Origin of the sequence: Microbacterium sp. ZOR0019 (assembly GCF_000800925.1) — a bacterium.
Lineage (GTDB): Bacteria > Actinomycetota > Actinomycetes > Actinomycetales > Microbacteriaceae > Microbacterium > Microbacterium aurugineum.
In genome coordinates this window covers 12,305-26,399 of the sequence record NZ_JRKC01000010.1, presented here as the reverse complement: position 1 = coordinate 26,399, position 14,095 = coordinate 12,305, and the positions used below count along the sequence as shown (strand labels likewise).

General features: G+C 68.0%; 15 protein-coding genes. 12 read left to right on the top strand and 3 right to left on the bottom strand.

Annotated features, from left to right (window positions below; all coding sequences use genetic code 11):
• The first annotated feature begins 72 nt into the window (after window positions 1–72).
• From L978_RS03130 to L978_RS03100, 7 genes are read left to right on the top strand one after another with little or no spacing between them, the layout of a single operon-like run.
• Complete coding sequence (locus L978_RS03130; protein ID WP_047520201.1) at window positions 73–468, top strand: C-glycoside deglycosidase beta subunit domain-containing protein; 396 nt, start codon at window positions 73–75, stop codon at window positions 466–468.
• Window positions 465–1,580 (top strand): sugar phosphate isomerase/epimerase family protein, encoded by a 1,116-nt coding sequence (locus L978_RS03125; RefSeq protein WP_047520198.1) that lies wholly within the window; start codon window positions 465–467, stop codon window positions 1,578–1,580. The genes L978_RS03130 and L978_RS03125 overlap by 4 nt, the downstream gene beginning before the upstream one ends.
• Before the next feature lie 14 nt (window positions 1,581–1,594).
• Window positions 1,595–2,632, top strand: a complete 1,038-nt coding sequence (locus L978_RS03120) for a sugar phosphate isomerase/epimerase family protein (protein WP_047520196.1) — start codon at window positions 1,595–1,597, stop codon at window positions 2,630–2,632.
• Window positions 2,633–2,681: 49 nt separating this feature from the next.
• Entirely contained in the window at window positions 2,682–3,098 is a 417-nt protein-coding gene (locus L978_RS03115) for a C-glycoside deglycosidase beta subunit domain-containing protein (protein WP_047520194.1), read from the top strand.
• The gene (locus L978_RS03110) at window positions 3,095–4,255 is read left to right on the top strand and encodes a Gfo/Idh/MocA family protein (protein ID WP_197055608.1); all 1,161 of its coding nucleotides are present in this window, start codon (window positions 3,095–3,097) and stop codon (window positions 4,253–4,255) included. The genes L978_RS03115 and L978_RS03110 overlap by 4 nt, the downstream gene beginning before the upstream one ends.
• Before the next feature lie 52 nt (window positions 4,256–4,307).
• Complete coding sequence (locus tag L978_RS03105; RefSeq protein ID WP_047520192.1) at window positions 4,308–5,324, top strand: sugar phosphate isomerase/epimerase family protein; 1,017 nt, start codon at window positions 4,308–4,310, stop codon at window positions 5,322–5,324.
• Between the two features lies 1 nt (window position 5,325).
• Window positions 5,326–6,195 carry a ThuA domain-containing protein gene (locus tag L978_RS03100; protein WP_047520190.1) on the top strand — a complete coding sequence of 290 codons (870 nt, stop codon included), beginning with the start codon at window positions 5,326–5,328 and terminating at the stop codon, window positions 6,193–6,195.
• Window positions 6,196–6,237: 42 nt separating this feature from the next.
• Here L978_RS03100 and L978_RS03095 read toward each other — a convergent pair whose 3' ends face one another.
• From L978_RS03095 to L978_RS03085, 3 genes are all read right to left on the bottom strand, one after another.
• Window positions 6,238–7,221 carry a restriction endonuclease subunit R gene (locus tag L978_RS03095; RefSeq protein WP_047520187.1) on the bottom strand — a complete coding sequence of 328 codons (984 nt, stop codon included), beginning with the start codon at window positions 7,219–7,221 and terminating at the stop codon, window positions 6,238–6,240.
• Between the two features lie 32 nt (window positions 7,222–7,253).
• Window positions 7,254–7,667 (bottom strand): hypothetical protein, encoded by a 414-nt coding sequence (locus L978_RS03090; protein ID WP_047520185.1) that lies wholly within the window; start codon window positions 7,665–7,667, stop codon window positions 7,254–7,256.
• Window positions 7,668–7,741: 74 nt separating this feature from the next.
• Window positions 7,742–9,004 carry an ROK family protein gene (locus L978_RS03085; protein WP_052193290.1) on the bottom strand — a complete coding sequence of 421 codons (1,263 nt, stop codon included), beginning with the start codon at window positions 9,002–9,004 and terminating at the stop codon, window positions 7,742–7,744.
• 124 nt (window positions 9,005–9,128) lie between these two features.
• On the opposite strand from L978_RS03085, the gene L978_RS03080 reads away from it, so the two are divergent.
• The 5 genes from L978_RS03080 to L978_RS03060 all read left to right on the top strand — a co-directional run bounded on the left by L978_RS03080 (window position 9,129) and on the right by L978_RS03060 (window position 14,059).
• Window positions 9,129–10,181, top strand: a complete 1,053-nt coding sequence (locus tag L978_RS03080) for a Gfo/Idh/MocA family protein (RefSeq protein ID WP_047520183.1) — start codon at window positions 9,129–9,131, stop codon at window positions 10,179–10,181.
• The gene (locus L978_RS03075) at window positions 10,178–10,933 is read left to right on the top strand and encodes a hypothetical protein (protein ID WP_047520181.1); all 756 of its coding nucleotides are present in this window, start codon (window positions 10,178–10,180) and stop codon (window positions 10,931–10,933) included. Before L978_RS03080 ends, L978_RS03075 begins: the two co-directional genes overlap by 4 nt.
• A gap of 65 nt (window positions 10,934–10,998) precedes the next feature.
• Complete coding sequence (locus tag L978_RS03070; RefSeq protein ID WP_047520344.1) at window positions 10,999–12,015, top strand: VOC family protein; 1,017 nt, start codon at window positions 10,999–11,001, stop codon at window positions 12,013–12,015.
• 77 nt (window positions 12,016–12,092) lie between these two features.
• Entirely contained in the window at window positions 12,093–13,070 is a 978-nt protein-coding gene (locus L978_RS03065) for a fumarylacetoacetate hydrolase family protein (protein WP_047520179.1), read from the top strand.
• Window positions 13,067–14,059 carry a cyclase family protein gene (locus L978_RS03060; protein WP_047520177.1) on the top strand — a complete coding sequence of 331 codons (993 nt, stop codon included), beginning with the start codon at window positions 13,067–13,069 and terminating at the stop codon, window positions 14,057–14,059. Before L978_RS03065 ends, L978_RS03060 begins: the two co-directional genes overlap by 4 nt.
• Window positions 14,060–14,095 lie beyond the last annotated feature (36 nt).

Here is a 14,095-nt window from a genome sequence, read left to right as displayed (position 1 = left end):
CCGTCTGATTTAGACATTAGTGTGTAGGAATACGAAAGAAGAGGGCAACGCTCTCAGGACGAGGAGGTCCCGGTGATTCCCGACCGCATCATCGAGCAGGGAACGCTCACGACGGATGGCACGCGCGTTGCGGTGGAGGTGAGGGTGCCGTGGTACCGCGCCCTGCCGGCCTCTTGCATCGGCCAGGCCGGCCTCACCATCGACGGCACGCCCGTGCCGACCGAGTCGCTGCGCTGGGAGATGAACGGTGCGATCTTCACCTTCGACGAGCTGGCGACGAACGTGGAGAGCTGGTGGTTCCCCGCCGACTCGGCCGTGCTCTCCGGAGAGCTGCCGATCTCGGCAGACGCAGACCATGAAGTCGCCGTCGATCTGACCCTGTACATCCCCTACATCGTCATCAGCGACAGCGAGGTGCTCCACATCGAGGAGCGCGACATCAAGACCATGAAAGCGGTGGCGGCATGACTGCTCAGCTCGGAACGCCCATTCAGGGGGTCACCCTCTACAGCTTCACCCGCGCCTTCCACGGGCGTGAGTACGATCTGGACGGCCTCGTGCGCAAGGTGGCCGCGAACGGGTACGGTCCCGGCATCGAGATCATCGGATTCTCCAGCTTCCGCGGCTTCCCCGATCTCGACGACCGCTTCATCGGATCGTTCCGCGACCTGCTTCAGGAGGTCGACCTCGTCCCGACCTCCATCGCCGTCAACGCCGACATCGGCCTCCGTCGCGACCGCCTGCTCACGCAGGAGGAGCTCATCGAGTACATGAGCCGTCAGATCGAGGCCACCGCGCGCCTGGGCTTCCCGGTCGCCCGCGTGCAGATCTCGATCACGCCGGACTCGATGGAGCAGCTCGTGCCCGTGGCGGAGAAGTTCGGCGTCACCCTCGCGCTCGAGGTCCACGCCGACCAGTACGCGTCCCACCCGCGCATCCTCGCGCTCCGGGATCGCTACGAGAAGATCGGCTCGCCGCTCCTCGGCTTCACCATGGACTGGGGCGCGACGGTGACCGGCTTCGCTCCGTCCCTGCTCGAGGCGTACCGTCGCCGCGGTGCGAGCGACGAGCTGCGCGCCGCCGTCGTCGCCCTGTGGGACGAATTCTCCGAGCAGGGTCCGCCCGCGGATCAGGGTGAGCACGGTCAACGTTTCGGCCGATTCATCGGTCTCGCCGCGCAACATGGACGTCCGGACCTCGGCATCGACTTCGGGATCAACGGCACGGGTCTCTTCGGCCCGGCGCGCGTGGACGACTGGCTCGAGATCATGCCCTGGGTGCGGCACGTGCACGGCAAGTTCTTCGGCATCGACGAGAACGGCGAAGAGCCGTCCGTGCCGGTGCGCGAACTCATCGGACTGCTGGTGGAGAACGGCTACTCCGGAGCCATCTCCAGCGAGTACGAGGGCTGGCACTGGAACCACTGGCAGAGCCCTTTCGACATCATCGCCGGTGAGCAGGCCGTGCAGCGCGCCGCCGCAGAGGACGCCGGGTCCCGCATGATCACAGACCCGGCCGAAGCGCGTTCCGTGCTCGCCGCCCACCACGCCGGCCACCAGGCCGTGACCGTCCGCAGTTGAGAGGACCCCAGAGAATGACTGAAGAAAACGGCATCGCAGGCACCGGCATCCGCCTCGGCACCACGCTCTATTCGCTGACCAGTGAGTTCGCCGCGGGACAGTACACACCGCAGACCCTCATCGCGGCCGTGGCGGAGAACGGCATCGGCCCCGGCGTCGAGTTCAACATCGCCCAGCTACTGCGCACCTACCCCGACGTGGACGACGCGTTCGTGAAGCTGTGGTTCGACACCCTCGACGAGCATGGTCTCGAGCCCAGCGCAGTCGGGACGAACCTGGACATGGGACGACGCAAGGACCGAGACATGACGCCGGACGAGGAGCATGACTTCCTCGCGCGGCAGCTGAAGACCGCGAACACTCTCGGCTTCCGGAAGATCGTCATCCGCTCTGCGGGCAAGGAGCTGCTGCGCAGCCTCCTTCCGCTCGCCGAGGAGTATGACCAGTACCTGGGCTACGAGATCCACGCGCCGCAGGGACCGAACGATCCCAAGGTCGTCAGCATCCGGGAACTCTACGATGAGCTCGGCAGCGACCGTCTCGGTTTCACGGCCGACTTCTCGTCGACCATGCACAGCCTCTCGCCGACCCTGCTCCGCACGCTCAGCCAGATGGGCATGGACGAGAAGCACTTCCCGGTGATGGACGAGATCTGGCATGAGCCGACTCCGATGCATGTGCGCAACCAGAAGTTCGAGGACTACCTGATCGGCGAGGGTGTCGATCCGCTCCGCTTCGGCCCGTTCACCCGTCTGGCCTTCAACATGCACGGCCTGGTGCCCGCGGAGGAGTGGCTGGACATCATGCCCCAGATCTTCCACGTGCACGCGAAGTTCTACGACATCGGCGCAGACGGGGAGGAGCCGGCGATGGACATCCCGCGCATCGTGCGGCAGTTCGTCGAGGGCGGCTATCAGGGGTTCCTCTCCAGCGAGTGGGAGGGGCACGCGTTCAGCGACCTCGGCGAAGCCGACCCCATCGACCTCGTCCAGAAGCAGCACGCACTCATGCGTGCCGCCGTCGAGGACGCCGCTCGGACCGCACGGGTCTGACCGGTCCTCCTCACCGACACGATCAGCACGACTTCAAAGGAGCGCCGTCATGGCCACTCACAACTCACTGTTCGCCGACTCGGACGTGCACCGTACGGCATCCGGGATCTCGGTCTCGTTGCAGATCCCCTGGTACCGGAGTCTCTGGCTCTCGGCCGTCGACAACGTCGAAGTGCGGGTGAACGGCACCGCGATCGACCGCGACCACATCCGTTTCTCGCTGGGGGGACGCGAGTACCGCGTCGAGGAGTTGCCGGAGCAGTCCGAGACGCTGTGGTTCCTCTCCGATCGCCCTGACGTGCTCGTGGACCTCGATGCGCCGCCGGCGGCGGGTGCCGAGATCACGGTCGAGGTCGTGCTCACGATGCGTCTGCTCTACATGCAGATCATGCCGGGCGCCGACGGCGGCCCCGGACGCTACGTCACCAACCGCGTCCCTGTCGAACGAACCCTGGTGCTCGCATGACCCTGCGGGTCGCGATGATCGGGTACGGCTTCATGGGAGCCGCGCACTCGGTGGGATGGCGACAGGCGCCAGCCGTGTTCGAGCTCCCGGAGGCGGTCGAGATGGCCGTCGTCGTCGGGCGCACGGAGACGGCCGTGGCGGCGGCGGCCCGACAGTGGGGATGGCAGGAGGCTGCGACCGATTGGCGTGCGGTGATCGCCCGCGACGACATCGACATCGTCGACATCGTGACCCCGGGGGATTCGCACGCGGAAATCGCCATCGCCGCGCTGCGCGCCGGCAAGCACGTCATCGTCGAGAAGCCGCTCGCCAACACCGTGGCTGAGGCGGAGGAGATGGCGGAGGCCGCCTCCGCGGCCCGTGCCGCCGGTGTTCGCTCGATGGTCGGCTTCACCTACCGCCGGGTGCCGGCCGTCACCCTGCTACGGGATCTCATCGCCCAGGGTAAGGTCGGCCGAGTGCAGCAGGTGCGCGCCGCGTACCGCCAGGACTGGCTGGTCGACCCGGAGATGCCGCTCGCGTGGCGGCTGCAGAAGGAGCATGCCGGATCCGGCGCGCTCGGTGACATCGGCGCGCACATCATCGACATGACGCGATTCGTCACAGGGCAGGAGATCGTCCGGGTCTCCGGCACGGTCGACCGGATCGTGAAGACCCGTCCGCTGCAGGGAGAGGGCTCGGGTCTGAGCGGGACGGCGGCGGAGGGCCGCGGCGAAGTCACGGTCGACGACGTGGCGATCTTCACGGGGCGCCTGGCCGACGACACGCTCGTCTCCTTCGAGGCCACGCGCTTCGCGACAGGGCGCAAGAACGCCCTGTCGCTCGAGGTCTCCGGCGATCGCGGTGCGCTCCGTTTCGACCTCGAAGACCTCAACGTCCTGCAGTTCTACGACCGCACCGCCGATCCGGCGCTGCAGGGATTCACCCGCATCCTCGTGACCGAGAGCGAGCATCCCTATCTGTCCGCATGGTGGCCCGCCGGGCACATGCTCGGCTATGAGCACGGTTTCGTGCACCAGGCGAAGGACTTCGTCGAGGCGGTCTCCGCCGGCGAGGATCCCTCCCCGTCCTTCGAGGAAGGGCTCGAGGTCCAGCGTGTGCTGGAGGCCGTCGAGGCCAGCTCGAACGACGGGAGCCGCTGGGCCGACACCACCTGAGCGGCCCCCATAGACACCCGCCACGACGGGACACACCCAGAAGGAGACGACGATGTCCAGACCGATCACCCTCTTCACCGGCCAGTGGGCCGATCTGCCGTTCGAGGAGGTGGCACGGCTCGCGGGCGAGTGGGGTTACGACGGCCTCGAGATCGCGTGCTGGGGCGACCACATCGATGTCTCGCGCTGGGACGACGAGGCCTACGTGCAGAGCCGCAAGGAAATCCTGGCGCGCAACGGTCTGAAAGTCTGGACCATCTCCAATCACCTCGCCGGCCAGGCGGTGTGCGATGATCCGATCGACGCCCGACACCGCGACATCCTCTCCGACAGGGTGTGGGGCGACGGCGAACCGGAGGGTGTGCGTCTCCGCGCGGCGGAGGAGCTCAAGGACACCGCGCGCTTCGCGGCGAAGCTCGGCGTATCCACCGTGACCGGCTTCACCGGGTCGTCGATCTGGAAGGCCGTGGCGATGTTCCCGCCGGCATCCGAGGAGTGGATCGCCGCCGGATACCAGGACTTCGCGGACCGTTGGAACCCGATCCTCGACGTGTTCGAGGAGGTCGGCGTGCGGTTCGCGCTGGAGGTGCACCCTTCGGAGATCGCGTACGACTACTGGACCGCGAAGGCGACTCTGGAGGCGATCGGCCACCGCAAGAGCTTCGGGTTCAACTTCGACCCCTCGCATTTCGTGTGGCAGCAGCTCGACCCGGTCGCCTTCGTCCTCGACTATGCCGAGCACGTGTTCCACGTCCATGTGAAGGAGTCGGTCACCTACCTCGACGGCCGCAACGGCCGGCTGGGCTCGCACCTGCCGTGGGGCAACCCGCGCCGGGGATGGACGTTCGTGTCGACCGGCCACGGAGCGGTGCCGTGGGAGCCGATCTTCCGCGCCCTCAACTCCATCGGCTACGAGGGCCCGACGAGCGTGGAGTGGGAGGACGCGGGCATGGATCGTCTCGTCGGCGGACCCGAGGCGCTCGCCTTCGTCCGCAAGCTCGCCGAGATCACCCCGCCGCACGCGCAGTTCGACTCGGCTTTCTCCACCCACACCGACGGATCGCACTGACATGGCGGACATGCTGAGCGCCCTCATCCTCTCAGGTCATATGACCCGGGAGCACGACAACGAGTTCCGCAGCTTCCGCAAGCACAACGAGTGGATCACGGCCCTCCTCGAAGACACCGGCCGGTTCCGGGTCCGCGTCATCGAGGACCCGCGCGGTCTCGGCGCCGACATCATCGACAAGTACGACGTCGTGATCGTGGTCTTCGAGGGGCGCGACGGCTTCTTCGACAAGGCTGTCGGCTTCGGTGCCGAGACCGACGCCGCGCTGCTGAAATTCGTGCGGGAGGACGGCAAGGGCATCGTGTGGTTCCACGGCTCCTCCGTGCAGGAGGACGACTGGGGCTATCCCGAGGAGTACAACGTCATGCGTGGCGCGAAACTCAACCTGTCGACGGGTCTGCGCCCGCGGCCCTGGGGTGAGGCGCTCGTGCACACGGCCGAGCCACGCCACGAGATCACCGACGGCATCAGCGCGACGTGGACCGTCACCGGTGACGACATCCTCATGGGCGTGGAGATGTACGACGGTGCGCAGGTGCTGCTCAGCGTTTTCGATGACCTGGAGTCGTATGAGAACGCACCGGTCTGGCCGATGAAGCACTACCCGGTGGACATCCCGGATGAGGGGCTCAGCGGGATGATCGGTGTGAACACGCACCAGCCTGTCGCGTGGATCAACGAGTACGGTGCCGGCCGCAGCTTCACGGTCACGATCGGTCACGACATCGACACGTTCCGTCGCATCGAGTTCATCCGCATGTTCCCGCGCGGTGTGGAGTGGGCGGCGACCGGCGAGATCTCCCTCACCGGTCCGGATCGTCGCGGCGAGCGGCGGTTCCTGCCCTGGCCGTACTACAACCAGGAGGGCTGAGTCGACGCCTCCGCACCCGCGTGGGTGCGGAGGTGACGCTGGTCAGATGCCGGCAAGCGCTGCTCGCGCGAGGTCGAGATGCCGACGCGTGGCATCCGCGGGCGTCACATCCGCGATCCACTCGTGTCCGCCCCACTCGCTGCAGAGCGTGCCGGCGAACCCGGCCACCCGCAGCTCGCGAGCGAGGTCGGCGATGGGCCGGGAGATCCGACCGTCGGTGTCGTCGAGGTCCCAGAACTTCAGGTGTGCGCCGGCGACCAGGGAGATCACCCCGCGGAGGTCCCGCGCGTCGGATCGGCCGAATCGCACGATGAGATTCATGAACATCGTGTGCACGGACGGCGGCACGGTGCCGCCCCGCACTGCGGCGAGGACCGCGTCGTGTGTCTCGGGCGCGCGCCACGCCGTGCTCAGCTGTTCCACCAGCGCCTCGTCCACGCCGCCGCGTCGCAGCACGTCGATGTAGCTCTCGGGCAGCGAGGGCATCAGCATGCTGATGTCGAGGAGAACGCGGACGTGCGGGTCGTCGAGCGCCGCGATCGCGTCGAACGCGTCGGGTTGAGCCTGCGGTGTCTGCTGCCCCTGGGCCTCTTCGAACAGCACGAGGTCGAGATCGTGCAGCACCGGCAGTAGCCGCTCGAGCAGCTCCCGGCCCGGCTGCCCGATCGGCACCCGCACGCCGAGGGCGCCGGCCTGGTGGGCGGCGCGCAACTGCGGCAGGAGGAAGTCGTAGCGTTCCTGATCGGTGCGCCGTCGTCCGTCGGGTGTCCAGTCATCGATGCTCGCACCGACGATGCTGATCCGGCCGCCGACCGCGGCCAGCCGCTCGCGGAGTTCCCGCGCCTCGGTATCCGTCGGCGCCGGGAAGCCGCGCCAGACCTGGCCGGCCTCGACCTCGATCGCCGAGGCGACGCCGTCAGCGACGATGTCGACGGCGATGTCCGCGGCGGTGCGCTCGGCGCGGATGACGTCGGGCGTCCAATTGAACGCACTGGCGGTGAGCGTCCAGTCATCGGGGTCGGTCATGGCTGCACTCGCATTCGATCGGGGCGGGCGGGTCACGCGGCGTCGCGTGACACGTCGGGTCGGGGGAGCCGCACGTCGACCGCGCACGCGCGCTCTTCGCGGAAGGGGAGGGCGAGCGGGGTGTCCGGTCCGCCGGGGAGATAGGGGATGAGCAGGGTGAACGAGACCACCAGGACGTGCGCGCCGGGGTTCAGGGCAGGGATGCCGACGAGCACGATGCGATCCTGCACGAACCACCACCGGTCAACGCCTTCAAGTTCTTGCGGGGCGAGGTCGCCGTCGGCGAGTCGGATGCGGAGGTCGTCGACGGGGGAGCCGTCGACCTCGAGCCGGAGCCCTCGCAGGCACGCGAGCGGAAGAGAACGTATCCACGGAAGCGAGAGTCGCAGCGCGGACCCCTCGCCGTCGGCTGTGAGGGCGTCCTCGCGCAGGATGGCCAGAGTCATGTCACTCCTTCGTGCTTCTTCAGAACATAAGCTACCGACTTATGCCTGATTCGGGAAGAAGTGGAAGGGAGTGGTCAGGCGGGTGACGTGACGTGCACCGTCGGGCGTCCTCCCGAGAACCAGCGGGGGAAGGTGGTGACGAACAGTGTCTCGATCGCGAGGGCAGCGCCGCCACGCAGCGGCTCCTGCGCATCGTTCACCGACGGGACGATCTGGAGGTCGCGTGTCGCGAGGGGGAGCGAGAGCTCGTAGACGCGCTGCCGCACCTCGGCGAGGAAGAGCTCGCCCGCCGCGGCCGCCGCGCCGCCGATGATGAAGATCTTCGGATTGAAGACGTTGACCAGCGTCGCCGCCGCCTCCCCCACCACGCGCGCGGAGTGCTGCACGAGGCCGATGGCGAGGCTGTCCCCGTTCTCGGCCGCCCTGGCGATGGCCTCCGGTGTGAGCTGTCCGCCGGTGTGTGCGGCCTCCGCGAGCTGGCCGGTGGCGCCGTTCTCGATCGCGCGACGGGCATCGCGCACCAGCGCCCACCCGCCGGCGACCGCTTCGAGACAGCCGACCTTGCCGCAACGGCACGGTTCCTCCGAGCCGCTCACCCGCACGTGGCCGATGTCACCGGCGGCACCGTTCGCGCCGCGATGCACCCTCCCCTGGGAGAGCAGGCCGGACCCGATCCCCGATCCGATCTTGCAGTAGATCAGGTCGTCGGTTGCGGCGTCGCGTCGAGCGCGCTCACCGAAGACGAGCAGGTTGACGTCGTTGTCGATCCAGGCGGGGGCGTCGAAGTGCTCCTGGATCGCGCCGCGCACGTCGAAACCGTTCCACCCCGGCATGATCGGCGGCGCGACAGGTCGTCCGTGCGCGAAGTCCACCGGGCCGGGAAGGCCGACCGTCACGGCCCAGACCGGTGCTTCCCCCTGCTTCGTCAGCAGGGCATCGGCCAGCTCCATCGTGCGGGCGAGGGTCTTCTCCGGTCCGCTCGCGATGTCCCAGGGCTCGTGCGTGTGTGCGATGAGCGTCCCGTCGAGATCGGCGATGCCCACGCGGATGTGCAGGGCGCCGAGCGCACAGACGACGATCAGCCCCTGCTCACTGCGGAAGCGCAGGGTTCGCGCCGAGCGGCCTCCGGTCGAGGGGGCGAGCTCGCTGTCCGCGAGGAACCCCATCTCGATCGCCTGGTCGATGCGCTGGGTGACGACCCCTCGGCCCAAGCCGGTGATGCGTCCGATCTCGGGCCGCGTCATCGCTTCGCCCGTGCGGACCATGTTGACGATGCGGAGGAGGCTCGTCACCTCGTCCGTCTGAGCGGAGAAGCGGAGGGTCGATTCGCTGGCCATGGCACATCCTGACATGAAGAAGAGTCCGTGCCCCGTTGATGTGCGAAGTGTCGAGATCGCCGCATCTTATGTAGGCTTTCGGCTTAAGTGGGAAGTTTAGCCCCTTCTGCGAGGAGATCGACGCATGGCGAAGAAGCCGTACGGGGTGGGGATCATCGGCGCAGGCCCAGGCGCCCGGGCGTTGCATGCGCCGACGCTCGCCCGCCTCGGTGACACCTTCGCCGTCGTGCACGTGGCGGACTCCGGAAGCGGTGCCGCCGGTCGGCTCGCCGACTCATTCGGTGCACGCTCGTCCACCGGGGCCGAGTCGCTTCTGGGCGACCCCGAGGTGGATGTGGTGGTCATCTGCAGCCCGCCGGAGCACCACGCGGCGCAGATCCTCGCGGCGCTCGACGCGGGAAAGCGTTCGATCCTCTGCGAGAAGCCGATCGGACTGACGCACGAGGACGTGGATGCCGTGATCGACGAGTGCCGCGCGCGAGGGGCGGCACTCGTCGTCGGGACGAACCACGTCTACGACCCCGCGTGGACCAGGGCGAAGAAGCATCTGCTCGCGCACGGGGGCCGCATCGACTCGATCACCGTGAGCCTCGCGCTCCCTCCCAACGACCGATACCACGCGGTCGTCAGCGAGGAGACAGCGGCGTCGTCGAATGCCGCGCGCCCGGCTCCCGACTGGAATGATCCCGGGTTCGCCTCAGCTGTGGTGCACAGTCTCGTGCTCGGACTCGCGGTTCACGACCTCCCCCTCATCAGGGACCTCGCACCGCGGTTCGAGCGGATCGTGTACGCGCGGCCGGTGCCACCCATCGGCTATGCGATCGGTCTGATCGCCGATGGCATCCCGATCTCGCTCACCGCCGTCATGCTCCCCGGAGGGGCGGATGCCGCCTGGGTGCTGCGCGTGTTGACACAGGCCGACGAGGTGGAGGTGTCCTTCCCCCCGGCCTTCGTGCACGCGGGTAGCGCCGGCGTCGAGGTGCGCGCGCTCCAGGGGGGTCGCACCGAGCATCGCCGCGAGCCGGTGGACGGCTACGTCGCCGAGTGGCGTGGTCTGGCTGCCCTCCTCTCGGGGGAAGAGGCGGTCGAGTATGACGAGATCAGGGCGGACGCGCACTACGCGGTCGACATCGCCGACGCCGCAGCGGCATGGATCCGTGACGGAGCGGCATCGTGACCGGTGTGCGCGTGTTCGCCGCCGACGACGAGTATCGCATCGCACTGGCCGAGCTCACCGCATCGGCGGTCGTCGCCTCGGACATCCACGACGCGGACATCGTGATCGGGTCTCGGAGGTCGAAGAGCAGAGGCGACCAGCTCGTGCTCTTGTCCGCCGGTCGCGGGGTGCCGATCGACCCACCCGCGGCATCCGTCGTGATCGATCGTGCGTGGTTCCGGACGGACGTCGCGCAGGAGCTCGTGGGGGAGCGCGGATGGTTTCCGCGCATCGAGGTCGAGGTGACGGCGCCGGTCCGCGAGTTGCACACCGTGCTGACAGATGTGGTGGCGTGGGTTCGGACGCTCGCCGATGCCGGACTGCGACCCGGTGTCGGTGCCGCGACGCGCGCTGGGGGGATCGCGGAAGCGCGCGCGGGCGACGCGGTCGTGACGTTGCAGATCCGGCAGCGGGAGACGGGCACACCGGTGCTGAGGGTCGCCGGCATCGGGCCTCGCCGCGTCGAGATCCGCATCGATGACGATCGTCGAACGCCGCGGGTTCGCGTGGCCGATGAAGCGGGCGAACTCCTGCTGCCGATGCGATGGGAGGATCCCGCCCGGGTCGCCCTGCGCCGCGCCGTCGAGGCGTGCCGATCCGGTGCGGTCGTCGCCGACTTCGACGAGTACGTGTGCGATTCGTCGATCGCTGCCCAGCTGCTTCAGCTCATAAGTGAAGGTGATGACGGGGATCGGCAACCACGGATTCCCTGATGAGCCTCGGCTGGCGATAGTGGATACGCGGCCGGATGACACGGCCGGTATCGAAAGGATCGATGATGATCAAGCTTCTCTCCCACCTCTCGTACGTGGCGATCACGTCGCCCGACGTCGAGGCCTCCGTGGAGTTCTACAAGACCCAGGTCGGCCTCACCGAGGTCGCTCGCGAAGACGGTCGCGTCTACCTCCGTTGCTGGGGCGACTACTACGCGTACTCCGTCGTCGTCGTCCCCGGTGACGAGCCCGCCCTCGAGACGATGGCATGGCGCACCTCGAGTGCCGAAGCTCTCGAGGAGGCCGCGAAGCGCGTCGAGGCGGCCGGCATCCAGGGGGAGTGGATCGACGGGTTCAAGATCGGACGCGCGTACCGGTTCACCGGCCCGTTCGGCCACGACATGACCCTGCACTGGGATGTCGAGCGTCACGTGTCCACGACCGATGCCGCGTCGATCTACCCCGACCGGCCGGAGAAGCGCAGCAAGATCGCCGGCGCACCGCGTCAGCTCGACCACGTCACCGTTGCGACCTCCGACGTCGACGCCTTCGTGAAGTGGTACGTCGACGTCCTCGGATTCCGCTTCATGGCCCGCACGGTTCTGGATGAAGCGCCCATCTCCGTGTTCTCGGTGCTCACGACGAACGAGAAATCGCACGACCTGGGCGTCGTGCTCGACGGGTCGACCCGCGCCGGTCGCGTGAATCACTACGCCTTCTGGGTCGACACCCGCGAGGAGCTGCTCATCGCCGCAGACACCCTGATGGAGAACGGTGTCCCGATCGAGTACGGCCCCAACATCCACGGCATCGGCGAGCAGACGTTCCTCTACTACCGCGAGCCGTCGACGCTGCGCATCGAGCTCAACACCGGCGGGTACCGCAACTACGTCCCGGACTGGGAGGCCAACACCTGGAAGCCCTCGCTCGGCTCGAACAACTTCTACCGCAACGGTGCGATGCCGATGTCGATGACGGAGTCGTTCCCGCCGGCGGACGGGCCCTCGGCGACCGAGGAGGGCGTTCCCGACGAGATCAAGGAAGCGCTCTTCAACCCCTACGCCAAGCACGGACAGGGCTGACGAGAGCAGGATGCCGGTCGCGGGAGGGCGACCGGCATCCCTATCCCTTCCCTCCGCTCGACACGCACGATCAAGGAATGACGATGACGTCCCGCAGAGAACTCGACAGCCGCTTCGCACTCGCACGCTTCCGCGACGGAGACGGGGTGAGTCTCGGCCTCGTCTCCGGCGACCGCATCCGTCCGGTCGGACCCGCAGAACTCGGTGCGGACGGCCTGAACGCCTTCCTCGCGGACGCGTTCGCGGGGTGGGAGCGGCTCGCAGCCCTCGTCGACGCCGACGGTCCGTGGCGGCCGCTCGCGGACGTGACGCTCACCGCCCCCGTCGAGCCGCGCCAGGTGCTGCAGACCGGCGCCAACTACCGCCAGCACGTGATCGAACTCGTGGCGGCCGGTCTCACGCAGAACACGGACCGCACTCCCGAGGAGGCCAGAGCGTTCGCGGCCGACATGATGGATGAGCGGGCCGCGAACGGCGAGCCCTACTTCTTCATCGGGCTGCCCGCATGCGTCGTCGGTGACGATGAGCCCCTCCTGCTTCCCTCATACAGTGAGGTGCACGACTGGGAACTCGAACTCGCGGTGGTGATCGGTCGCGAGGCGTTCCGCGTCTCCCGGGAGGAGGCACTCGACCACGTCGCCGGCTACACGATCGTCAACGACGTCACCACGCGCGATCTCGTCTTCCGCAAGGACATGAAAGAGATCGGCACCGACTGGTACCGAGCCAAGAACGCCCCTGGTTTCCTCCCGACCGGGCCGTTCCTGGTTCCGTCAGGGTTGATCGATCCCTCCGACGTCCGCGTGACGTTGGAGCTCAACGGCGAGACCAAGCAGGACTCCTCGTCGAACGATCTGCTCTTCGACGTGCCCGCTCTCGTGTCGGCGGCGAGCCAGACCATGCCGCTCCTCCCCGGCGACCTCCTCCTCACGGGCAGCCCGGCCGGCAACGGTCAGCATTGGAAGCGCTTCCTCCGGGACGGCGATGAGATGCGTGGCGCCATCAGCGGTCTCGGCGCCCAGATCGTGCGTTGTGTCGCCGAGGTCCGCTCGTGAGCGCCGCCGACGAGGACCCGAGGGGCCTCGACCGCACCGACCCCGCCGCGGAGATCGCCCGCAGAGCCGAGGCGTATCGGAACTGGGGTCGCTGGGGCGAGGATGATGTGCTGGGTACCCTCAACTTCATCGACGACGCGGCGAGGGTTCGCGCGGCACAGCTCGTTTCGAGCGGGCGTGTCGTCTCGCTCGCACAGAGCTTCGACACCGACGGTCCGCAGAAGGGCTGGCGTCGACGCACGAACCCCGTGCACACGATGACGGACACCGGCACCGACGCCGAGCGCGCCAACCAGGGCTTCCCGCACGGCATGGGTGGTGCAGACGACGTGATCGCGATGCCGCTGCAGTGCTCGACGCAGTGGGATGGTCTCGGCCACATCTTCGACCACGGCGTGGCGTGGAACGGTCGACGGGCGGGAGACGTCGTCACGAGCGACGGTGATCTCGTGACCGGTATCGAACACGCGGCCGGCGTCATCGTCGGACGCGGTGTGCTGCTCGACATCGGCCGGCACCTCGAGCCCGACACGGGCGAGCTGGCAGACGGATACGCGATCACGGTCGCCGACATCGAGTCGTGCATCCGCGCGCAGGGTGTCGACGTCGGCAGAGGCGATATCGTGCTCATCCGCACCGGGCAGTACGCCCGGACCCGCCGCGAGGGGTGGGGTGACTACGCCGGTGGTGCCGCCCCCGGGCTCTCGCTCACGACGGCCGGCTGGCTGCACCGCACCGAGATCGCCGCGATCGCGACCGACACCTGGGGGTTTGAGGTGCGTCCGAACGAGTTCGATGCTCCGGCGTTCCAGCCGCTCCATCAGGTCGTGATCCCGAACATGGGCCTCACGATCGGTGAGATGTGGAACCTCGACGAGCTCGCGGACGCCTGCCTCGAGCGAGGAAGCTGGGAGTTCCTCCTCTCGGCCCCGCCCCTGCCCATCACGGGGGCGGTCGGTTCCCCGATCAACCCCGTCGCCATCCTCTGACCGCCGCCACCCACCAGCCCCAGAACAGAGAGGTTC